Source organism: Streptomyces sp. NPDC047081, assembly GCF_040643775.1.
Lineage (GTDB): Bacteria > Actinomycetota > Actinomycetes > Streptomycetales > Streptomycetaceae > Streptomyces.
Genome location: NZ_JBEYUY010000032.1, coordinates 89,547 through 111,083, shown reverse-complemented (window position 1 = coordinate 111,083; position 21,537 = coordinate 89,547). Strand labels below are relative to the sequence as shown.

Annotated in this window: 20 protein-coding genes and 1 pseudogene; 9 read left to right on the top strand and 12 right to left on the bottom strand. The window is 71.6% G+C overall.

What is annotated here, in order from left to right:
- The 3 genes from ABZ848_RS41115 to ABZ848_RS41105 all read right to left on the bottom strand — a co-directional run.
- On the bottom strand, positions 1–379 hold a 379-nt coding region (locus ABZ848_RS41115), incomplete at its 3' end, for a biotin/lipoyl-containing protein (RefSeq protein WP_360840353.1).
- A 75-nt stretch (positions 380–454) separates the two neighbouring features.
- Positions 455–1,843 carry a dihydrolipoyl dehydrogenase gene (gene lpdA / locus ABZ848_RS41110; protein WP_360840351.1) on the bottom strand — a complete coding sequence of 463 codons (1,389 nt, stop codon included), beginning with the start codon at positions 1,841–1,843 and terminating at the stop codon, positions 455–457.
- A 245-nt stretch (positions 1,844–2,088) separates the two neighbouring features.
- Positions 2,089–3,624, bottom strand: a complete 1,536-nt coding sequence (locus ABZ848_RS41105; protein WP_360840349.1) for a leucyl aminopeptidase — start codon at positions 3,622–3,624, stop codon at positions 2,089–2,091.
- Positions 3,625–3,879: 255 nt separating this feature from the next.
- Here ABZ848_RS41105 and ABZ848_RS41100 point away from each other — a divergent pair, with 255 nt between their 5' ends.
- Positions 3,880–4,659, top strand: a complete 780-nt coding sequence (locus ABZ848_RS41100) for an endo alpha-1,4 polygalactosaminidase (RefSeq protein ID WP_360840348.1) — start codon at positions 3,880–3,882, stop codon at positions 4,657–4,659.
- Here the strand turns inward: ABZ848_RS41100 and ABZ848_RS41095 are convergent.
- Both ABZ848_RS41095 and cobS read right to left on the bottom strand, forming a co-directional pair.
- The gene (locus ABZ848_RS41095) at positions 4,619–5,230 is read right to left on the bottom strand and encodes an RDD family protein (RefSeq protein WP_360840346.1); all 612 of its coding nucleotides are present in this window, start codon (positions 5,228–5,230) and stop codon (positions 4,619–4,621) included. The two genes, ABZ848_RS41100 and ABZ848_RS41095, sit on opposite strands and share 41 nt — an antisense overlap.
- 41 nt (positions 5,231–5,271) lie before the next feature.
- Positions 5,272–6,066 carry an adenosylcobinamide-GDP ribazoletransferase gene (gene cobS / locus ABZ848_RS41090; protein WP_360840345.1) on the bottom strand — a complete coding sequence of 265 codons (795 nt, stop codon included), beginning with the start codon at positions 6,064–6,066 and terminating at the stop codon, positions 5,272–5,274.
- 60 nt (positions 6,067–6,126) lie between these two features.
- Here cobS and ABZ848_RS41085 point away from each other — a divergent pair, with 60 nt between their 5' ends.
- Positions 6,127–6,885, top strand: a complete 759-nt coding sequence (locus tag ABZ848_RS41085) for a hypothetical protein (protein ID WP_360840343.1) — start codon at positions 6,127–6,129, stop codon at positions 6,883–6,885.
- Here the strand turns inward: ABZ848_RS41085 and ABZ848_RS41080 are convergent.
- The 3 genes from ABZ848_RS41080 to cobT form a co-directional block, all read right to left on the bottom strand.
- Positions 6,831–7,529: a hypothetical protein gene (locus ABZ848_RS41080; RefSeq protein ID WP_360840341.1), complete on the bottom strand. Its 699-nt coding sequence runs from the start codon at positions 7,527–7,529 to the stop codon at positions 6,831–6,833. The genes ABZ848_RS41085 and ABZ848_RS41080 overlap by 55 nt on opposite strands.
- Positions 7,530–7,539: 10 nt before the next feature.
- Positions 7,540–9,276, bottom strand: a complete 1,737-nt coding sequence (locus ABZ848_RS41075) for a phosphatidylglycerol lysyltransferase domain-containing protein (RefSeq protein ID WP_360840340.1) — start codon at positions 9,274–9,276, stop codon at positions 7,540–7,542.
- A gap of 98 nt (positions 9,277–9,374) precedes the next feature.
- The gene (cobT, locus tag ABZ848_RS41070) at positions 9,375–10,451 is read right to left on the bottom strand and encodes a nicotinate-nucleotide--dimethylbenzimidazole phosphoribosyltransferase (protein WP_360840338.1); all 1,077 of its coding nucleotides are present in this window, start codon (positions 10,449–10,451) and stop codon (positions 9,375–9,377) included.
- A 138-nt stretch (positions 10,452–10,589) separates the two neighbouring features.
- Between cobT and ABZ848_RS41065 the strand changes: the two genes are divergently transcribed.
- The gene (locus tag ABZ848_RS41065) at positions 10,590–11,132 is read left to right on the top strand and encodes a methyltransferase domain-containing protein (protein WP_360840337.1); all 543 of its coding nucleotides are present in this window, start codon (positions 10,590–10,592) and stop codon (positions 11,130–11,132) included.
- Here the strand turns inward: ABZ848_RS41065 and ABZ848_RS41060 are convergent.
- A complete protein-coding gene (locus ABZ848_RS41060; RefSeq protein WP_360840335.1) occupies positions 11,121–12,329 on the bottom strand; it encodes a bifunctional adenosylcobinamide kinase/adenosylcobinamide-phosphate guanylyltransferase in 1,209 nt (402 codons plus the stop codon). The genes ABZ848_RS41065 and ABZ848_RS41060 overlap by 12 nt on opposite strands.
- A gap of 174 nt (positions 12,330–12,503) precedes the next feature.
- Here ABZ848_RS41060 and ABZ848_RS41055 point away from each other — a divergent pair, with 174 nt between their 5' ends.
- The gene (locus ABZ848_RS41055; RefSeq protein WP_242760844.1) at positions 12,504–12,716 is read left to right on the top strand and encodes a hypothetical protein; all 213 of its coding nucleotides are present in this window, start codon (positions 12,504–12,506) and stop codon (positions 12,714–12,716) included.
- Positions 12,717–12,773: 57 nt separating this feature from the next.
- Here ABZ848_RS41055 and ABZ848_RS41050 read toward each other — a convergent pair whose 3' ends face one another.
- From ABZ848_RS41050 to ABZ848_RS41040, 3 genes and pseudogenes are all read right to left on the bottom strand, one after another.
- Positions 12,774–13,838 (bottom strand): trypsin-like peptidase domain-containing protein, encoded by a 1,065-nt coding sequence (locus ABZ848_RS41050; protein WP_360840333.1) that lies wholly within the window; start codon positions 13,836–13,838, stop codon positions 12,774–12,776.
- A gap of 255 nt (positions 13,839–14,093) precedes the next feature.
- The gene (locus ABZ848_RS41045; RefSeq protein WP_360840331.1) at positions 14,094–14,795 is read right to left on the bottom strand and encodes a methyltransferase domain-containing protein; all 702 of its coding nucleotides are present in this window, start codon (positions 14,793–14,795) and stop codon (positions 14,094–14,096) included.
- Between the two features lie 83 nt (positions 14,796–14,878).
- Positions 14,879–15,549, bottom strand: a pseudogene (locus ABZ848_RS41040) (DUF3043 domain-containing protein).
- Between the two features lie 217 nt (positions 15,550–15,766).
- Here ABZ848_RS41040 and ABZ848_RS41035 point away from each other — a divergent pair.
- The 5 genes from ABZ848_RS41035 to ABZ848_RS41015 all read left to right on the top strand — a co-directional run bounded on the left by ABZ848_RS41035 (position 15,767) and on the right by ABZ848_RS41015 (position 21,534).
- Complete coding sequence (locus ABZ848_RS41035; protein WP_360840329.1) at positions 15,767–16,546, top strand: PspA/IM30 family protein; 780 nt, start codon at positions 15,767–15,769, stop codon at positions 16,544–16,546.
- Between the two features lie 31 nt (positions 16,547–16,577).
- Positions 16,578–16,856, top strand: coding sequence for a hypothetical protein (locus ABZ848_RS41030; protein ID WP_360840364.1), 279 nt, complete (start codon positions 16,578–16,580; stop codon positions 16,854–16,856).
- A gap of 337 nt (positions 16,857–17,193) precedes the next feature.
- Positions 17,194–18,417 (top strand): sensor histidine kinase, encoded by a 1,224-nt coding sequence (locus ABZ848_RS41025; protein ID WP_360840327.1) that lies wholly within the window; start codon positions 17,194–17,196, stop codon positions 18,415–18,417.
- Positions 18,414–19,094 carry a response regulator transcription factor gene (locus ABZ848_RS41020; RefSeq protein WP_360840326.1) on the top strand — a complete coding sequence of 227 codons (681 nt, stop codon included), beginning with the start codon at positions 18,414–18,416 and terminating at the stop codon, positions 19,092–19,094. The genes ABZ848_RS41025 and ABZ848_RS41020 overlap by 4 nt, the downstream gene beginning before the upstream one ends.
- 196 nt (positions 19,095–19,290) lie before the next feature.
- Positions 19,291–21,534, top strand: a complete 2,244-nt coding sequence (locus ABZ848_RS41015) for a serine/threonine-protein kinase (RefSeq protein WP_360840324.1) — start codon at positions 19,291–19,293, stop codon at positions 21,532–21,534.
- Positions 21,535–21,537 lie beyond the last annotated feature (3 nt).

Below are 21,537 nucleotides of genomic sequence, written 5' to 3'. Positions count from 1 at the left end.
GGTGCGGCCGGGGTCGTGCCGTTGGCCGCTCCCTCCGCAGTGGCGGTCGGATCGGTGGGTCCGAGGGCTGCCGTGGGGGTCTCCCAGGTGGCGTGGCCACGGGCTCGGCGGCGGGGGCCGGGGCAGCGGCGGGGGCACCCGTGCCGTCGTCGATCACGGCCAGCTCGGCGCCGACCTCGACGGTCTCGTCCTCGGCGACCTTGATGGAGGCGAGGACACCGGCGGCGGGCGAGGGGATCTCGGTGTCGACCTTGTCGGTCGAGACCTCGAGCAGCGGCTCGTCGGCCTCGACGCGCTCACCCTCGGCCTTCAGCCAGCGGGTGACAGTGCCCTCGGTGACGCTCTCGCCGAGCGCCGGAAGGGTTACGGAAACCGCCATGGTTTCGGTTGCTCCTTACGAATTGCGGAAGTCTGTGTCGTCGCTTAGACGCGGAGTCGCTTTGTCGACCGAGGGTCAGTCGTGCGAGTGCAGCGGCTTGCCGGCCAGGGCCAGGTGGGCCTCGCCGAGCGCCTCGTTCTGCGTCGGGTGGGCGTGGATGAGCTGGGCGACCTCGGCGGGCAGCGCTTCCCAGTTGTAGATCAGCTGGGCCTCGCCGACCTGCTCGCCCATGCGGTCGCCGACCATGTGGACGCCGACCACGGCACCGTCCTTCACCTGGACGAGCTTGATCTCGCCCGCGGTGTTGAGGATCTTGCTCTTGCCGTTGCCCGCGAGGTTGTACTTCAGAGCGACGACCTTGTCCGCACCGTAGATCTCCTTGGCCTTGGCCTCGGTGATGCCGACGGAGGCGACCTCCGGGTGGCAGTAGGTCACGCGGGGGACACCGTCGTAGTCGATCGGGACGGTCTTGAGACCGGCCAGACGCTCCGCCACCAGGATGCCCTCGGCGAAGCCGACGTGCGCGAGCTGGAGCGTCGGGACCAGGTCACCGACGGCGGAGATGGTGGGCACGTTGGTGCGCATGTACTCGTCGACCAGGACGTAGCCGCGGTCCATGGCGACGCCCTGCTCCTCGTAACCGAGACCGGCGGAGACCGGGCCGCGGCCGACCGCGACCAGCAGCACCTCGGCCTCGAACTCCTTGCCGTCGGCGAGAGTGACCTTGACGCCGTCGGCGGTGTACTCGGCCTTCGAGAAGAAGGTGCCCAGGTTGAACTTGATGCCGCGCTTGCGGAAGGCGCGCTCAAGAAGCTTGGAGGAGTTCTCGTCCTCGACCGGGACGAGGTGCTTGAGGCCCTCGATGACGGTCACGTCCGAGCCGAAGGACTTCCACGCCGAGGCGAACTCGACGCCGATGACACCGCCGCCCAGGATGATCGCGGACTTCGGCACGCGGTCCAGGACGAGGGCGTGGTCCGAGGAGATGATGCGGTTGCCGTCGATCTCCAGGCCCGGCAGCGACTTCGGCACGGAGCCGGTCGCGAGGAGCACGTGGCGGCCCTGGACGCGCTGGCCGTTCACGTCGACGGAGGTGGGGGAGGACAGCCGGCCCTCACCCTCGATGTACGTCACCTTGCGCGAGGCGATCAGACCCTGCAGGCCCTTGTACAGACCGGCGATCACGCCGTCCTTGTACTTGTGGACCGCGGGTACGTCGATGCCCTCGAAGGTGGCCTTCACGCCGAACTGCTCGCTCTCGCGGGCCTGGTCGGCGATCTCGCCCGCGTGCAGCAGGGCCTTGGTGGGGATGCATCCCCGGTGCAGGCAGGTACCGCCGACCTTGTCCTTCTCGATCAGGGCGACGTCCAGGCCCAGCTGGGCCCCCCGCAGGGCCGCGGCGTAACCGCCACTACCACCGCCGAGGATCACTAGGTCGAAAACGGTGCTGGCGTCGTTCGCCACGTCACGTCCTCCATGCATGTGCGCCTAAGCCGGTCAGCAGTGACCGGTCGGCGGCTGGTGTCCGGCCGCTCTTTCTTCGGCCCTGTGGTGGGGCCCTGTCCTGCCGAGCCCCATCTTCGCACTTGTCGGAGGTGAACGAGACGCCGGGCCGGTGTGTGAGACGTCCCACGTTCAGTTGTGCGCACATGCGAGAAAGAGGGGGCTCCGCCCTACCCGCGCGCGGAGCCCCCTCACTCAGGACGACGTCAGCCCAGGTCGCCCGCCGCGGTCAGCTCCGCGAGCCGTACCAGCGTGCGCACCGCCGTACCCGTACCGCCCTTGGGGGTGTAACCGAACGGGCCGCCCTCGTTGTACGCCGGGCCCGCGATGTCGAGGTGGGCCCAGGTGATGCCCTCGCCGACGAACTCCTTGAGGAACAGGCCCGCGACCAGGCCGCCGCCCATCCGCTCGCCCATGTTGGCGATGTCGGCGGTGGGGGAGTCCATGCCCTTGCGCAGGTGGTCCGGCAGCGGCATCGGCCAGGCCGGCTCGCCGACCTCCTCGGCGGCCTCGTGCACGGCCGTGCGGAAGGCGTCGTCGTTGGCCATGATCCCGAAGGTGCGGTTGCCCAGCGCCAGCATCATCGCGCCGGTGAGGGTCGCGACGTCGACGATGGCGTCCGGCTTCTCCTCGGAGGCGGCCCACAGGGCGTCGGCCAGCACCAGCCGGCCCTCGGCGTCGGTGTTGAGGACCTCGACCGTCTTGCCGCTGTACATGCGCAGCACGTCACCGGGACGGGTCGCGGAGCCCGACGGCATGTTCTCGGCGAGCGCCAGCCAGCCGGTGACGTTCACCTCCAGACCGAGGCGCGCGGCGGCGACGACGGCCGCGAACACGGCGGCCGCCCCGCTCATGTCGCACTTCATCGTCTCGTTGTGGCCGGCCGGCTTGAGCGAGATGCCGCCCGAGTCGTAGGTGATGCCCTTGCCGACGAGCGCGAGGTGCTTCTTCGCCTTGGCGGAGGTGTACGACAGCTTCACCAGCCGCGGGCCGGACGCGGAGCCCGCGCCGACGCCGAGGATGCCGCCGTAGCCGCCCTTCTCCAGCGCCTTCACGTCGAGCACCTGCACCTTGAGGCCGTGCTCCTTGGCCGCGGTCTGCGCGACCGCCGCGAAGGCCTCGGGGTTGAGGTCGTTCGGCGGCATGTTGATCAGGTCGCGGGCGCGGTTGAGCTCCTCGGCGACCGCGGTGGCGCGCTCGAGCGCCGCCTTGTGCTCCTTGTCGCGGGGCTTGGCGCCGAGCAGCGCGGCCTCGGCGAGCGGCGCCTTGCCGTTCTTGGCCCTGTCGGCGCTCTTCGCGGGCGCGGAGTTCTTGTAGGTGTCGAAGGAGTACGCGCCCAGCAGCACGCCCTCGGCGATCGCGCCGACGTCGGAGGCGTCCACGACCGGCAGGGCGAAGGCGGCCTTCTTGGCGCCGGCGAGGGTGCGGGCCGCGGCGCCGGCGGCCTTGCGGAGGGCCTCCGCGCCGTAGCCGGAGTCCTTCTCGGGCTCGGCGCCCAGGCCGACCGCCACGACGAGGGGAGCCTTGAAGCCGCTCGGGGCCGGCAGCTTCGTCACCTCGCCCTCGGCACCGGCGGCACCGAGGGTTTCCAGGACGCCGGCGAGGCTGCCGCCGTAGGCCTTGTCGACGGCTTCGGCGCCGGGTGCCACGACAGGGCCCTTGGCGCCCTTGGCGACACCGACGACGATCGCGTCGGCCCGCAGGCCGGGCGCCGCGGCGGTGCTGAGAGTGAGAGCAGTCACGGTGGTGAAATCTCGCTTCCGATGTGAAGTTCCAGTGGCCGATCTGAGTGGGTCGACCGGGCCCGACGGCCGACCCTAAGTCGGACCTCTGGCGGCGGTTCCAGCGGGGCCTTCCCCGGTACGGCTGACACTCCGGCTGAGCCTACGCGCGCACGGGCCCCGGCTCATTCCCACCGCCATTCACCTGTGAGTTGCGCCGCGGTCATTTCGGAGACGATCCTTTGCGAACGCTGTCCACACCCTGGAGCCCGCCCCTTGAAACGCCCCGCCCTGCTGCTCGCCCTGGTCCTCCTGTCGGCGGGCTGCGGCAGCCTCTCCGACTCCGGGTCGTCCGGGAAGCACTGGCAGCCGCGCCCCGGCGTGGCCTGGCAGTGGCAGCTCAGCGGCAAGGTCGACACCTCCGTCGACGTGCCGGTCTACGACATCGACGGCTTCGACCAGCCCAAGGCGACGGTCACGACGCTGCACCGCAAGGGCCGCAAGGTCATCTGCTACCTGTCGACCGGCGCCTACGAGGACTGGCGGCCCGACGCGAAGAAGTTCCCCAAGTCGGTGATCGGCAAGGGCAACGGCTGGGAGGGCGAGAGCTGGCTCGACATCCGGAAGACGAAGGTCCTGGAGCCCCTGATGGCGGCCCGCATCGACATGTGCCGCAAGAAGGGCTTCGACGCGGTGGAGCCGGACAACATGGACGGCTACAAGAACAGCACCGGCTTCCCGCTCACCGCCACCGACCAGCTCCGCTACAACCGCCTGATCGCCAAGCTGGCCCACGACCGGGGCATGGCGGTGGGCCTGAAGAACGACCTCGACCAGATCCCGGATCTGGTCGGGGACTTCGACTTCGCGGTCAACGAACAGTGCGCCCAGTACGACGAGTGCTCGGCCATGAAGCCCTTCATCAAGGCCGACAAGGCGGTCTTCCACGTCGAGTACGAGCTGCCGACGAGCCGCTTCTGCCCGGAGGCGCGGCGCCTGAAGTTCAGCTCGATGCTCAAAAAGTACGAACTGGGGGCGTGGCGCCGGGCGTGCTGATCCCGAGCCCGGTGACCGTCGTACCGGCGACCCGGTCGGCGAACGAGCGGCGGGTGGGGGAGAGCACCGGCAGCGCGTTGAACAGGAAGAACAGCACCGCCAGCGCCCACACCATGACCGACAGCACGAATTGACGCTCGATCAGCAGCACACAGGCGACGGCGTACACCGCGATGTCGGCGGCGGTGGTGACCAGCGCCCGCACCGCGGCCCGGCGAGGCGCGCACGGGGTGACCTTGAGCCCGAGCAGCCCCTTGCCGACGGTCCGGCCGGCGAGGACGAGGCAGCCCCACTGGTAGAGGAAGGTCGCCACGACGAGTACGCCGAAGGCCTCCTCGACGTCGAACACCACCTTGTCCCACAGCGAGACGCCGAAGTCCGCCGAGGCGCCGATCACGTCACCGCGCGAGGACAGCAGGTCGAGCCCGCCGCGGGCGGCTAGTTCGGGCACGTCGGTGACCAGCCCAGCGATCCGATGGAAGGTGAGCACGGCCAGCCCGGCGGCCAGCGTCAGCACCAGCGCGAAGTCGATGAACCAGGCCATGGCACGACGCAGCTTCGGCACGAACATCCCCCGATCGCACAACACTTGTCCGTGTACGCCGGAAGAGACTAGTGCCCCAGGGACAACACCAGCAGCGAAACCGTCGCAGCAGTCTCGGCAAGCCCGCCGAACACATCCCCGGTGACCCCGCCGAAACGGCGCGTGCAGTGACGGAGGAGGAGTTCGGCGACCCCGACAGACACGAGGACCGCCATCGCCGTACGGACGATGTCGTACGACGACACGAGCGCCCCCGCGCCCGCGGCGACCGCGGTCACCACCACGGCGGCGGCGACCGCCCCCCGTACCGGAACCACCCCCGCGACGGCCGCCCCCAGCCCCTCCGGGCGCGCGGCCGGCACCCCCGTCCGGGCCGCCAGGGTGAGCGCCAGCCGGGCCGCGGTCGCCGAGACGACGGCGGCCAGGGCGCCCCGGCCCCATGAGCCGCCGTACGCCTGGGCCAGCGCGGCCACCTGGGCGAGCAGCACGAGGACCAGGGTGATGACCCCGAACGGCCCGATGTCCGACTGCTTCATGATCCGCAGCGCTTCCTCGGCGGGCTTCCCGCTGCCGAGCCCGTCCGCGGTGTCCGCGAGCCCGTCCAGGTGCAGTCCCCGGGTGAGCGCGGCGGGCACGGCGACGGAGACGACGGCGGCGAGCAGCGGGCCCGCGCCGAGGGCGAGCAGGAGTGCGCCGACCAGGGCCGCGCAGCCGCCGACGACCAGCCCGGCGAGCGGGGCGCAGAGCATGCCGCCGCGGGCCGCGTCCCGGTCCCAGCGGGTCACCTTCACCGGAAGCACGGTGAGCGTGCCGAAGGCGAAGCGGAGGCCGTCCGGCCAGGGGGTCTTGGAGGGTTCGGGCACCGGCGCAGGTTACCGGGCGTTCGCCGGGGCGGGGAGGCTCCCCCTGGATAAAGTGCGCACATGGGACATTGGCTGCAGCGCAACATCATCGAGCCCGGCAAGCTGCCGCTGCTCCTCGCCCTCACCGCGTTCGTGCTGACGTTCCTGATCACCCGGGTCATCACCCGTCTCATCCGGGCCGGCAAGGGGCCCTTCGGCAACGTCAAGGCGGGCGGGCTGCACATCCACCATGTGGTGCCCGGCGTGATCCTGACCGTCGTCGGCGGCTTCGGGGCGGTGGCCAGCGGCCGGCACGGGTTCGGCGCGGCGGTGTGCGCGGTGCTCTTCGGGATGGGTGCGGGGCTGGTCCTCGACGAGTTCGCGCTGATCCTGCACCTCGACGACGTCTACTGGACCGAGGAGGGCCGCAAGAGCGTCGAGGTCGTGGTGCTGACGGCGGCCCTGGTCGGTCTGATGCTCGCGGGCTTCTCGCCGTTCGGCGTCAACGACATCAGCCAGGAGGAGCTGCAGGACCGCGGCAGCGTCATCTCGACGATCACCATCAACTTCCTCTTCTCCCTCGTCGTGCTGAGCAAGGGCAAGACCCGGATGGCGATCTTCAGCGTGATCGTCCCGCTGGTCGGCCTCATCGGCATGATCCGCCTGGCCCGCCCCGCCTCCCCGTGGGCCCGCCGTTTCTACGGCCGCCGCCCGCGCGCCCGCGCCAAGTCCATCCTGCGCGCGTACCACCACGACCGCCGCTGGGCCGGACCCCGCCGCAGGATTCAGGACTGGATCGGCGGAAAGCCCGACCCGCACCCGCTCCTGGAGCGCCGGTGACGGCGCCGCAGCGCCGACAGCCCGATCAGCCCCACCACCGCCACGATCGCCGCGAGATGCTCCTTGCCGGCGAGGTTCCCCTTCAGCATCACCTCGACCACCATCGCCGCGGCCACCGCGCCCGCCGTGACATGGGCGCCGTACCGCCAGCCGACGAAGACGGCGAGGCCCACCACGGCCGCCGAGGGGCCGGTGTCGACGACCAGGGCGTCCGAGGCGGGCAGGCCGAAGGGGTTGTCGAAGCCGAGCCAGATGCCCACGCGCGCGTACAGCGTCCCGGCGAGGGTGGCGGTGTACGCGATGACGAGGGTGCGCCACTGGCCGAGGCAGATCTCCGCGATGCCGAACACGAACAGGATCTGCGCGAGCGCACCCCATACCGGCAGGTCGAGCGCGGGCACGAAGAGCGACACGGGGGTGCGCAGCAGGGCCAGCCACAGCGGGTCCTCGGCCCGCACCCCGCCCACGTTCTGCACGAACCGGTAGCCCCAGGACTGGTTCTGCACGAGCTGTATGGCCGCCGTCAGGGCCACCGCCGCGAGCGTCATCGGGATCGCCCGCAGGCGCCGCTTGGCCAGCGGCTCGCGCACCGTGACGTACAGGAGCCCCCATTCGGCGCGCGCCCAGCGGGCGAGGGTGTTCATGCGGTGGTCCTCAGCGGTGCGATTCGAGGTGCTTGCGGTGCAGCCACTTGGGCAGCCCCGGCGCCTCCAGGAAGCCCTCCGCGCGCGCGGAGGCGATACCGATGCGGGGCAGGTCCGCGCTCTTCTCGAACAGCAGGAACCGCGGCTCCCAGATGGGCCGGTACTTGGCGTTGGCCCGGTACAGCGACTCGATCTGCCACCAGCGCGAGAAGAAGCTGAGCAGCGAGCGCCACAGCCTCAGCACCGGCCCGGCGCCGAGCCGCGCCCCGCGTTCGAAGACCGAGCGGAACATGGCGAAGTTGAGCGAGACCTGGGTGATCCCGATCTCCCCGGCGCGGCGCAGGAGTTCGAGCACCATGAACTCCATCAGCCCGTTGTCGGAGTCCCGGTCGCGCCGCATCAGGTCGAGGGAGAGCCCGTGCGGCCCCCAGGGCACGAAGGACAGCACCGCCTTCAACTCGCCCTGTCCGTCCGAGCATTCGAGCATCACGCACTGCCCGTCCTCGGGGTCCCCGAGCCGCCCCAGCGCCATGCTGAACCCGCGCTCGGTGGCCCCGTCCCGCCAGTCGTCCGCCCGCTTGAGCAGATACGCCATCTCGTCCGCCGGGATGTCCTCGTGCCGCCGGATCCGCACGGTGTACCCGGCCCGCTTCACCCGGTTGTAGGCCTGCCGCACGGTCCGCATGGCGCGCCCCTCCAGGGTGAACTCGGCGACCTCGACCAGGGCTTCGTCGCCGAGCTCCAGCGCGTCCAGCCCGTGCCGCGCGTACACGGTCCCGGCCTCCTCGCTCGCGCCCATCACCGCCGGGATCCAGCCGTGCGCCCGCGCCTCGGCGAGCCACGGGTCGATGGCACCGGGCCATGCCTCCGGGTCGCCGATGGGGTCACCGGAGGCCAGCGAGACACCGCCCACCACCCGGTAGGCGACGGCCGCCTTCCCGGTCGGCGACCACACGACGCTCTTCTCCCGGCGCAGCGAGAAGTAGCCGAGCGAGTCCCGCTCGCCGTGCTTGTCGAGCAGCACCCGCAGCCGCTTCTCGTCGTCCTCGGTGATCGGGTCGACGGCGCGCCGGGAGCGGAAGGCGGCGTAGAAGACGGCGAGGACCAGCACGGTGCTGAGTGCGTTGATGCCGACGTTGACCCAGTTCGGCACGTCGACGCCGGGGAAGCGGGACTCGTCCACGGCGACCGACACCAGCCGGAAGGCGCCGTAGCGCCAGCGCTCCAGGAACGTCGAACTCGCCGCGTCCGGGGCCTGGTTGGTGACGGTCACCAGGAGGCCGGCCAGCAGGGAGGCGACGAGCGTGCCGCCGACCGCGACGGCGGCGGCGAGCTTCGGGTTGGAGCGGTCGCCCTTGGCGTAGAACTCCTTGCGGCCGACCAGCAGCGCGACCACGAAGGCGGCGGTGAGGGCCAGGGAGATCCAGTTCTGGGCGTACTGGCGGATCTCCGGGAAGCTCAGCGCGAAGCCGAACAGGGCGAGGAAGGGGCCGGCCAGCGCGAGGTTGAGGATCCACGCGGCGCGTTTGCGGCGCCGCATGGTGATGGCGAGGAACGCGGTGAAGACGCCGGAGGCGAAGCCGGCGGTCAGCAGGTACGGCGTGAAGAAGTTCTCCTGGTTGTGCCGTCGCACGTCCTGCCCCAGGGAGACCCACACCGCACTGAGGAAGTTGACGAACGCGACGGCCCGCAGGTACCAGACGGCAAACGCGGCGGCCCGCCGCGAGGCATTTCGGGCATCTCCCATGAGAGAGGATCATATGGGCGACGCCCCGGCGAACCCCACCATCTTTCGTCTCCGGTGCGGCCGACTTTCGGCTGCATCTCGCGGAGGCGCCGAAACCGCTACTCCTCCTTCTCCGGCTCCTCCTCGGCCACCGGCTTCTCGGGCAGCTCCGCCGCCAGTGCCGCCGCGGCCTGCACCAGGGGCAGCGCCAGCAGTGCCCCGGCTCCCTCGCCCACCGTCACCCCGTGCGACAGCAGCGGCTCCAGGGCCATCCGGTCCAGCGCCTTCGCCTGCCCCGGCTCCCCGCTGTCGTGCGCCGCCAGCCACCAGTCCGGCGCCCGGAACGCGATCCGCTGCGCCACCAGCGCACACGCGGCCGCCACGACCCCGTCGAGAATCACCGGCGTCTTCCGCACCGCACTCTGCAGCAGGAACCCCGTCATCGCCGTGAGGTCGGCCCCGCCCACGGTCGCCAGCAGCTGCAACTGGTCCCCGAGCACCGGCCGCGCCCGCCGCAGCGCGTCCCGGATCGCAGCGCACTTCCGCATCCACGCCAGGTCGTCGATCGCGAGCCCGCCCCGCCCGGTCACCACCGACGCGTCGGTCCCGCACAGCGCGGCGACCAGCACCCCGGCCGCCGTCGTCCCGCCCACGCTCACATCGCCGAGCACCACCACATCGGTCCCGGCGTCGGCCTCCTCGTCGGCCACCGCGACCCCGGCCCGGAACGCCGCCTCGGCCTCCTCGGCCGTCAGCGCGTCCTCGACGTCGATACGACCGCTGCCGCGCCGCACCCGGTGCCGTACCACCTCGTCGGGAAGCGAGTCCGGGTCGCAGTCGAGGGCAAGGTCGACGATCCGCACCGGCACGCCGAGCCGGCGGGCCAGCACGGAGACCGGACGGCCGCCCTCCAGGACCTCCCGCACGAGCTCGCCGGCGCTGCCCGCGGGCCGTGCCGAGACGCCCAGTTCGGCGATGCCGTGGTCGCCGGCGAAGAGCACCACCCGGGGCCGTTCGATCGGCCGAACCGGCACCGAGGCCTGTGCCGCGGACAGCCACTCACCCAGGTCGTCGAGGCGGCCCAGCGATCCGGGCGGCACGATCTGACGTTCCCGGCGCGCCTCCGCGTCGCGGCGGACCCCGCCGTCGGGGCGCTCGATCAGATCGGTGAAGTCGTCGAGGTTAAGCGAGCTCATTCGCCGAACAGTACCGGCACCGGTCGAACGCCATCGCGCCACATCGCCACCACGCGCCTCCGACGTCGTTGCCCCCAAGATCAAGATCCCATACTTTCCGTTTTGCAGTGGATTGTCCTACGCCCCCGGGAGCCGTCCATGAACGCCATGAACTCCGTGAACCGTCTGCGCACCCGCGTCCGCGACCTCGACCGGCAACGCCGCCACCGCTCAACGGCCCGCGCCGTCCAGAGAGTTCTCCCCGAGCCGGAGAGCTGGCTGGACGTCGGAACGGGCGACGCGCACTTCCCCGAGACCGCCCGCGAGTTCTTCCCGTACACGTCCTTCGACGGCGTCGACGCCACCACGCGTGTGACCTGGGCCCGCGAGGCCGACCGCATCGAGGAGGCCTACATCGGCACCCTCACCGACCCGCCCCTGGCGGCAGCCCTCCGCGCCCGCTACGACGTCGTAACCCTCCTGCGCCCCCCATCCACCCCCGAGGAACTCCAAGCGGCCGTGGCGGCCCTGCGCCCCTCCGGCGTCCTCGTCCTGGAGTTCCCCCAGTCCCGCGCGGCCGACCTCCGCACCGAACTGGACGCCCACCCCTGCACGGTCCTCACCACGACCCGCCTGGTCCTCGACCGCTTCGCCACGAACACCCACCGCATCGTGGCCCGCCGGGACGACTCACCCTCGTAGCACCAGGGCCTGTCCCGCCACCACGAGCACCACCTGCTCGCACTCGCCCGCGAACGCGGCGTTCAGGCGCCCGAGTTCGTCCCGGTAGCGCCGCCCCGAAGCCGTGGCGGGCACGATCCCCGACCCCACCTCGTTCGATACGGCGACCACGGTCCGCCGGCTCGCGCGCACCGCCTCCGTCAGCTCGCGCACCCGGTCCCGCAGGGCCCGTTCGCCGCCGTCCGCCCACACCGCGTCGTCCCACGCCCCGACGGAGTCCATCGCGTCCGTCAGCCACAGCGAGAGACAGTCGACCAGCAGCGGCGCCCCGTCCTCCGCCAGCAGCGGTACGAGGTCGCAGGTCTCCGTCGTACGCCAGGAACCCGGCCGCCGCTCCCGGTGCGCGGCCACCCGCGCCGCCCACTCGGTGTCGCCGCCGCGCTGCCCGCCGGTCGCCACGTACAGCACCTCAGGGAAGGCCTCCAGGCGCCGCTCGGCCTCCACCGACTTGCCCGAACGCGCCCCGCCCAGCACCAGCGTCCGCCGCGGCACGTCGGGCACGTCCTCGTACACCCCCACGGTCAGCGTCGCCCCGTCCGGCACGGCCCGCGCCCCGGCCGCCGCGAGCCGCCGCCGCAACTCGGCCCCCGGCGGCACGTCATGATCCAGATGTACGGCGACGACATCGGTGGTCGGCCCCAACGCGCCCACCGCCCGCAGCTTCGCCAGCGCGTCCGGCCGCCCCACGACATCGGCGAGCACCATGTCGTACGACTCCACGGCCCCGTTGCCGTTCTCCAGCCCGGCCGGCGCGGCCCCCGGCGGCAGGTACAGCAGCCGCTGCCCGTTCGGCCCGGTCACGGCGTACCCCGTGCCCGGCGCGTCCATCGCCACCGCCCGCACCCGATGACCCGTCAGCAGCGCCAGCTCCCGCCCGTCCGGCACCCGCCCCGGCTGCGGCAGCCCGGCAGGCACCTCCACGGCCGGCCCCTCATGCGGATGCGACAACAGCACCTGCCGCACCCCGCCCAGCGAATGCCCCGCCCGAGCGGCAGCGAAGGCGGCACCCGGCGTCAGATCGAGCAGCAGCGTCCCGTCCACGAGCAGCGCGGTGGCAGCCCGCGAGTCCTGCCCGAGCGCAACGGCGCAAGCAGCGCAGGGACAATCGGGGCGGGGGAGCCCAGCGGGGGCACCGGTACCGAGCAGAGTCACTTCCACAGAAATGATTTTCTCCGCTCACCTCTAGTCTTGCGTCACGGGATACGCCCTAAGGGGCGCGGGGCGGTGCTTATATGCGGCTACCGCCGCGTGGGCGCGACAAGCCCCCACCGGCCAGTAGGCGATCAACTACCGTAGGTTGATCACCAGGTGGCTCAACCCAGCGGAGGCGACATGGCGGCATGGACGTGGCGGTTCGAGAAGGCCGACGGCGGGGAGGTCCAGCCCGCGGTGCAGCCCGAGGAGTTCACCACGCAGGGCGACGCCGAGTCATGGATCGGGGAGCACTGGAAGGCCCTCCTCGAAGGCGGCGCCGAGCAGGTGCGGCTGTTCGAGGACACCGCGGAGATCTACGGGCCGATGAGCCTGCGCTCCGCCGAGGCCTAGTCCGAGGTGTAGTCCGCAGCGGGGGGCGGCCCACCAGTTCGCAGGCCGCCCCTGCTCTCACTGCTCGCCCAGCGTCACGTCGGCCTTCTTCTCGGCGCCGTCGCGCGTGTACGTCACCGATGTCTTGTCGCCGGGCTTGTCCGCCGCCAGCGCCTCGGTCAGGGACGTGATGGTGGTGATGTCCGTGTCACCGAGCCGGGTGATGACGTCCCCGGGCTCGATCCCGGCCTTGTCGGCCGCCCCTCCGCTCTTCACCTCGACCACGGCGACCCCGGCGGGCTGCAGGCTGTCGTCCACGACCGTACGGCCCGTGATGCCGAGCGCGGCCCGGCCCGAGTCGGTCACCTTGCCGTCCTTGATGATCTGGCCGGCGACCGTCTTCACCATCGACGCCGGGATCGCGAACCCGATACCGGGCGCGCTGTTGCCCATGTTGGGATCGATGGCGGCGAGCGTCGGGATGCCGATGACCTGCCCGTCGAGGTTGACCAGGGCGCCGCCGCTGTTGCCGGGGTTGATCGCCGCGGACGTCTGGATCATGTTCGGGATCGTCGCGCCCGTGCCCCCGTCCGAGCCGCCCTCGCTGACGGTCCGGCCGGTCGCCGAGACGATCCCCTGCGTCACGCTGGACGACAGCCCGAGCGGCGAGCCCATCGCCAGCACGATCTGGCCGACCTGGACCTTCGAGGAGTCCGCGAAGGCCGCCGCCTTCAGCCCGTCCGGCACCTTGTCCAGCTTGATGACGGCGAGGTCCTGCTCCGGATACGAGTAGACGAGCTTCGCGGTGAGCGTGTCCTCGCTGCCCGCGGTCGTCACCTTGAACGTCTTCTCGTCCCCGACGACATGCGCGTTGGTGACGATGTGCCCCTTGTCGTCGTACACGACCCCCGACCCGAGATCGCTGCTCGCCTGGATCTGCACGACCGACGGCAGAACGTCCTTGATCACCTTCTGGTAGTCGCTCTGCAGGTCGTTGCTCGACGCGGGTACGGCGGCCTGCGCGGCCTGCTTGGTCGACGAGTCGGCCTTGTCACCGGAACCCGAGCCGGAACAGGCGGTCAGCAGCACGAGCGCGGCGAGGGGAGCGAGCAGACGGAGGGCACGGGTGCGGGAAACGTCCATGCCCCGAGTCTCACTTCGGGGTGATCGCCCGGCTTGTGTTAGTCACCCGAACGAGGGGGATTGGGGGGCTCTAAGCGGTCCTGGGGAAGTCGGCTGCGGTTCGGCAACGCCGCCAGGGGCGCGGGGCTGTGCCAACATGCGGCTCCGCCGCGATGGGGGTCCCTCCCGATCGAGCGAAGCCGCGAGTGTGGGAGCGACCAGCCACGATGGCGCCGCAGTCGACCGACACCCCTCGCCGCTCTTCCAGCGGAGCGCTTAGCCCCGTACACCGCACAGGTGCAGCAGAGCCGCCACCGAGCGGTACGGGTCCGTCCGGCCGGCCCGCTCCTCGACCGCGAGCAGCGTCTCCACGTCGGCCGGCGCCGGGGCGTCGTCCGCCGCCGTGTCCGTGAAGACCCGTACCCCGTACCAGGCGTGCAGCGGCGCGCCGATGCCGGCGAGCGCGCCTGTCAGTGTCTCCAGCCGGTCGGCCCGTACGTCCAGGCCCAGGCGGTTCGTGTAGGACACGGTGTCGAAGGAGGCGAGGGCGCCCGCCCAGTCGCCGTACAGGCCGGGACGCATCGCGAGCGCGTCCGCGTTGCGCACCAGCAGCGACAGCAGGCCGCCCGGTGCGAGCATCCGCGCGAGCCCCGCGAGCAGGGCGTCCGGCTCCTCGACGTACATGAGCACGCCATGGCAGAGGACCACGTCGAAGCTGCCCGGCAGGAAGTGCACCCCGGTGTCCCGGCCGTCGCCCTGGACGATCCGCACCCGCTCCCGGATGCCCTCGGGCTCACCCGCGAGGGCCTCGCGCGCGGCCGCGACCATCGTGGCGTCCTGCTCGACGCCGGTCACCTGATGGCCGGCCCGGGCCAGCCGCAGGGCCTGTGTGCCCTGGCCCATCCCCACGTCGAGCACCCGCAGCCGCTGCCCGACCGGGAACCGCCCTGCTATCTGCTCGTCGAGCTGCCGGGACACCAGCTCCTGCCGTACGGCGTTACGCAGCCCGCCCAGCCCGGCCAGCCAGGATTCCGCCGCGCCCCCGGAGAACGACGTCGTGCTCAGGGCCGCTCTCCGCGCTTGACCTGCGGCTTCGGCAGCCGGAGCCGGCGCATCTGGAGGGAGCGCATCAGGGCGTAGCGCGTGGCGCCCTTGGTGTTCTGGCCGGGGAAGCGCGCGGCGAGCGCCTTGCGCAGGCGGAACGCGCTGACGAACGCGTCCACCACGATCAGCACGATCACGACCAGCCACAGCAGCAGCGCGATGTTCTGCAGCGCCGCCACCCGCACCACGCTCAGCACGAGGATGATCACGGCCATCGGCAGGAAGAACTCCGCCACGTTGAACCGCGAGTCGATCCAGTCGCGGGCGAACTTCCGCACCGGCCCCTTGTCGCGGGCGGGCAGATACCGCTCGTCGCCGCCGGCCAGCGCCTGGCGCTGCCGCTCGAGCGCCGCCCGGCGCTCCTCGCGCTGACGCTTGGCGGCGTCCTTGCGCGTCAGCGACGTGCTGGCGACGCTGCGGCGCTGGGTCTGGGCCTCACTGCGCTTGGGCGTGGGGCGGCCCTTCGGGGCCTGCGGGTCACGGGTCTGCTTGGAGTCGGTCACGCCCGCCTTGTCGGCGGGGGCCTTCTCTTCCTTGGCACGGCTACGGAACACAAAACCCAAGGGTAAGGGGTCCGGGGGTTGGACCCCAGCCCCGTGGGGAACGATCCGGCAACACCAGTCGTCATGTAAGGGACAGAGGGGGCGTTGCGCACGATCCGGCTACGTCGGGGGGACACCTACTCCCTACGCCGGAGCGGGACCGGGTGCAGTCGTCCTTGGGGATGAGCGCATCCGTCCCGGAACAGTGCGTCAATGGATGCAGGGCCCGTACTGTGGGTTCTGTCGCAGAGCTGGAGCTGGAAGTCCGTCAGAAGGGGGCGCGCGAAGCCCATGAGCGGTGTCATGAAGCGTATGGGGATGATCTTCCGCGCGAAGGCGAACAAGGCCCTTGACCGGGCCGAGGACCCGCGCGAGACCCTCGATTACTCGTACCAGAAGCAGCTGGAGCTGCTTCAGAAGGTGCGCCGGGGTGTGGCGGACGTCGCCACGTCCCGCAAGCGCCTGGAGCTCCAGCTCAACCAGCTGCAGCAGCAGTCGGGCAAGCTGGAGGACCAGGGCCGCAAGGCGCTCGCGCTGGGCCGTGAGGACCTGGCCCGCGAGGCGCTCTCCCGGCGCGCGGCGCTCCAGCAGCAGGTGACGGACCTGGAGACCCAGCACGCGACGCTGCAGGGCGAGGAGGAGAAGCTCACCCTCGCGGCCCAGCGGCTCCAGGCAAAGGTCGACGCCTTCCGCACCAAGAAGGAGACCATCAAGGCCACGTACACCGCGGCCCAGGCCCAGACCCGGATCGGCGAGGCCTTCTCCGGCATCTCGGAGGAGATGGGCGACGTGGGCCTGGCGATCCAGCGTGCCGAGGACAAGACCGCCCAGCTCCAGGCCCGTGCCGGCGCCATCGACGAGCTCCTCGCGTCCGGTGCCCTGGACGACCAGTCCGGCATGCACAAGGACGACATCCAGGCCGAGCTGGACCGGCTCTCCGGTGGTACGGATGTAGAGCTGGAACTGCAGCGGATGAAGGCGGAGCTGGCCGGCGGTTCGCCCCAGCAGGCGATCGAGGGCGGCAGCGGCGAGTCCCAGTCCCAGCAGCAGCCGCAGGACACCCCGCGCTTCGACAAGCAGTAGGGGCCCGGACCGGGAGGCCGACATGGGCGACATGGTCGTACGGATCATGGGGGAGGGGCAGGTGAGGCTGGCGGACAGCCACCTCACCGAACTCAACAAGCTGGACGACGAGCTCCTGCGCGAGATGGAGAACGGCGACGGCCCCGGCTTCCGCCGCACCCTGGAAGCCCTCCTGTCCAAGGTCCGCGAACTGGGCACCCCCCTCCCGGACGACTCCCTCCAACCCTCCGACCTGATCCTCCCGTCCCCGGACGCGACCCTCCAGCAGGTCCGCGACCTACTCAGCGACGACGGCTTGATCCCGGGCTGACGGGGCGGTTGGGGTCCGCGGGGAGCTTTTGGAGGCCGCCGGGAGTTTTTGGAGGCCGCCGGGGTGGCATGGGCGCCGGCTTCTCCGAGCACCGAGCCCCACCCATCCGGCGACGGCCTCTTTATCGTGCCGGTCGGTACTTTCAGCGTCGGTCAGGCACATTCAGCCCGTCCGGCGTTTGAGGACGAGGCCCGTTCAGGGCCGATGCGGGGGTCTGGGGGCGGCAGCCCCCAGGGGCGGCGCGGCATGTTACGGCACGGCGCGGTACCGCTCCCGGCACGGCGCGGTACCGCTACCGGCAGTTCCGGCGCACATCACCGCCCCGTACTGTTCAAACGTGAGCGGCACCCTAGAACGCACCAGATGTCGCCTGAAGGCGCACCCCCTCGCCCTGGACGCAACCCTCGCGGCCGGCGTACTCGCCTGCATGGTGGCCGGCTCGTTCGTCGACCCGCACGGCGCGAACGGCGTCACCTGGGGCGTCCGCACCCCCGACCCCCTCGCCCTGGTCCTCATGACCCTCGGCGCCCTCGCCCTGGTCTTCCGCCGCCGCGCCCCCAGAACCGTCCTGGCCCTCACCGGCACCGTCTCCGCCGTCGAGTGCGTCGTAGGCGACCCCCGCGCCCCCGTCGCCATGTCCGCAGTCGTCGCCCTCTTCACCGTCGCCGCCACCACCGACCGCCCCACCACCTGGCGCCTCGGCCTGCTCACGATGACCGTGCTGACCGGCGCCGCGATGCTCGGCGGCCCCCTCCCGTGGTACGCCCAGGAGAACCTCGCGATCTTCGCCTGGACCGGCATCGGCGCCACCGCGGGCGACGCCGTACGCAGCCGTAGAGCCGTCGTACAAGCCATCCGCGAGCGGGCCGAACGAGCCGAGCGCACCCGCGAGGAGGAGGCACGGCGCCGGGTCGCAGAAGAGCGCCTCCGTATCGCTCGCGACCTGCACGACGTCGTGGCCCACCACATCGCGCTCGTGAACGTCCAGGCCGGTGTCGCCGCCCACGTCATGGACAAGCGCCCCGACCAGGCCAAGGAAGCCCTCGCCCACGTCCGCGAGGCCAGCCGCTCCGCGCTCAACGAACTCCGCGCCACCGTCGGCCTGTTGAGACAGTCCGGCGACCCCGAGGCGCCCACCGAACCCGCCCCCGGCCTCAGCCGCCTCGACGAACTCGTCGGCACCTTCCGCAGCGCCGGCCTGCACGTCGAGGTCGCCCGCGCCGACCACGGCACCACCCTCCCCGCCGCCGTCGACCTCGCCGCCTACCGCGTCATCCAGGAAGCCCTCACCAACGTCCAGAAGCACGCCGGCATGGAGGCGAAGGCCGAGGTCAGCGTCGTACGCGTCGGCCCGAACGTCGAGATCACCGTCCTCGACAACGGTTCCGGCGAGGACGACGACCCCGAGAACGGCGGCGGCCACGGCCTGCTCGGCATGCGCGAACGCGTCACCGCCCTGCGCGGCACCCTCACCACCGGCCCCCGCTACGGCGGCGGCTTCCGCGTGCATGCGATCCTGCCGGTCAAGACCCGTACGGCCACCACCGGGGGAAGCGCATGACCATCCGTGTCCTGCTCGCCGACGACCAGGCCCTGCTGCGCAGCGCCTTCCGCGTCCTCGTGGACTCCGAGCCCGACATGGAGGTGGTGGGCGAGGCCTCCGACGGCGCCGAGGCCGTACGCCTCGCCAAGCAGGAGCGGGCCGACGTCGTCCTCATGGACATCCGGATGCCCGGCACCGACGGCCTCGCCGCCACCCGCATGATCAGCACCGACCCCAGCCTCGCCCACGTCCGCATCGTCATCCTCACCACCTTCGAGGTCGACGACTACGTCGTGCAGTCCCTGCGGGCCGGCGCCTCCGGCTTTCTCGGCAAGGGCAGCGAACCCGACGAACTGCTCAACGCCATCCGGGTCGCGGCCGGCGGCGAGGCCCTGCTCTCCCCGACGGCCACCAAGGGCCTGATCGCCCGCTTCCTCGCCCAGGGCGACGCGGACGACGACCGCGATCCCGCCCGCGCCGAACGCCTCGAAGCGCTCACCGTCCGCGAGCGCGAGGTCCTCGTCCAGGTCGCCGGCGGCCACTCCAACGACGAGATCGCCGAGCGCCTGGAGGTCAGCCCGCTGACCGTGAAGACACACGTCAACCGGGCCATGGCCAAGCTGGGCGCACGCGACCGGGCCCAGCTGGTGGTGATCGCGTACGAGTCCGGGCTGGTACGTCCAAGGGTGGAGTGAGCCAGGGGCCGCACCGCTGTCCGGGATCGCGTAGGCGCAGGTCAACCGGGCTGGTTCCAACCCGGCTGGTGAGGGTTCAAAGAATTGACACCTCAGCCGAGAGCCTTGTCCACCACTCGGCACACCCACCACCCCCGTCGCCCCCGTTACATATGCTGACCCCGCGAACAGCCGTGTGCAGAGAGGGGATTCGGGCGTGCCGTTGCACAAGGACGACCCGAAGTCGGTTGGCGGGTACCGGCTGGTCGATCGGCTCGGGGCCGGTGGGATGGGGATCGTGTACCGGGGGCGGGCTCGCTCCGGGCGTGAGGTCGCTGTCAAGGTGGTGCATGCCCAGTACGCCGAGGACCAGGTCTTTCGCGCGCGGTTCCGGCAGGAGATCGATGCCGTCCGTAAGGTGAGCGGTGCCTTTACCGCGCCCGTTCTCGACGCCGATCCCGAGGCCGAACGCCCCTGGATGGCCACCCAGTACGTGCCGGGCCGCTCCCTCGCCGAGCAGATACGCGAGTTCGGCGCTCTGCGGCCCGCCCAACTCCGGCAACTGGCCCTCGGGTTGGTCGAGGCCCTGCGGGACATCCACCGCGCCGGCGTCGTCCACCGCGACCTCAAGCCGGCCAACGTGCTGATGGCCGAGGACGGGCCCCGCGTCATCGACTTCGGCATATCCCGCGCCGCCGAGAGCGGCAACGGCAACACCCTCACCGAGACAGGGCAGTTGATCGGCACCCCGCCCTTCATGTCCCCGGAACAGTTCACCGACGCCCGTACCGTCGGCCCCGCCTCCGACGTCTTCTCGCTCGGCGCGCTGCTCGTCTTCTCGGCCACCGGGCGCGGCCCGTTCGACGCCGACAGCCCCTATATGACCGCTTTCCGGGTCGTGCACGAGTCACCCGTACTGGACGGCGTGGCCCAGCCGCTCCGCGGGATCCTCGAGCGCTGCCTCACCAAGGACGTCGCCGACCGGCCCGGACTCGACGTACTGGCAAAGGAGTTCGCGGACGCCCTGCCCGAGCCGGATCCCGCGGACCCGGTCACCATGACACTCCGCTCGGACCGGCTCATCAGCCCCCGCACGTTCCCCGGCAACGCCACCGACCGCACCTCCCCGACCGGTCCGGGCCGCCGCCGTCGGGTCCGCCCCCTCTGGGCGGTCGTCGGCACGGTCGGGGCCGTGGGGCTCGGGCTGCTGGCCTACATCACCTACGGGCCCGGGTTTCCGGACGGCGACGGCGGCGGGTCGGGCTCCGCGTCCATCTCGCGCTGGGCCGCCCTGCCCAGCGGCTGGAAGACCTGGCAGTCGACGGTGTTCGAAGAGGCGAAGTGGGGTGAGGTGTACGCGCTGGGCGCCGAGAAGGGCGCGGCGCCTACGGGCAGTCAGTCCGAGTGCCTCGGCCAGGGTGACTCCGTCTACTGCGGCGGCGACGGCGTGCTGCCGGTGCGGCTGGACGCGCGGACCGGCAAGACCATCTGGCGCGCGGCCCTCGCCGCGCCCGGCGACGACCCCGCCGGGTACAACTCCTCGGTCCTCGGCGTGTACGACGGTGCCGTCCTCGTCCGGCAGGAGGTCGCCGAGGAGGGCTCCGCGACCAACCCGGCCCACGTCGTCGCCCTCGACGTGGACGACGGCAACCAGCTGTGGACCCGCAAGGTCGACGACGAAAACGTCGCCCTGGTCATGTCCGGCGACGTCGTACTGACCGCCGACAGCGGCGGCCGTACCGTGACGGCCCGCAACCCGCGTACCGGCGCGGCCCGCTGGACCCTGGAACTGCCCGCACGCAACTACTGCACGTTCCTGTCCGCGGGCAGCGGCCTGTACGCCCAGTGCTACCCCGTGCAGGCGAGCGCGAAGAACTCCACGCTCCTGGAGGTGAACCGCGCCGACGGCAAGGTCGCCGCGCGCCAGCAGGTCCCCTTCGAGAGCGGCATGCTCGGCCTCGTGGACGGTCACCCGGCTCTCGTCCTGGCCCAGGACGAGAACAGCTCGGTGTCCCTGGAGGACTCCACCTTCGGCAGGATCCTCGTGACCGACCCGACGACCGGCGGCCAGGTGACGACGAAGCTCGCGAAGACGTACGCCGGCTCGGCGACGCTCGCGGCCGGCACCCTGTGGATCACCGGCTCGAACGGCCTGGTGACGGCGGTGTCCCCGCTGACCGGCAAGGAGCTCTGGCACACCCGCACCAGCGTGGAGAACTCCGGCTCCCCGACGTACGACTCGCGCACCCGCACCCTCTACCTGGCCAGCCCCAGCGGCCGGGTCGCCGCCCTGGACACCCGCGAGGGCACCCTCCTGTGGCAGACGGCCGCCCGGACCGACGCGGGCTCCGCGGACGACGCGGCCAGTCCCAAGGTGCTTCTGTACGGGGGCGCGCTGACCGTGATGACCCCCCACGGCACCCTCTTCAGCCTCGACCCCGCCCACCCGAACCGGACGTGAGCG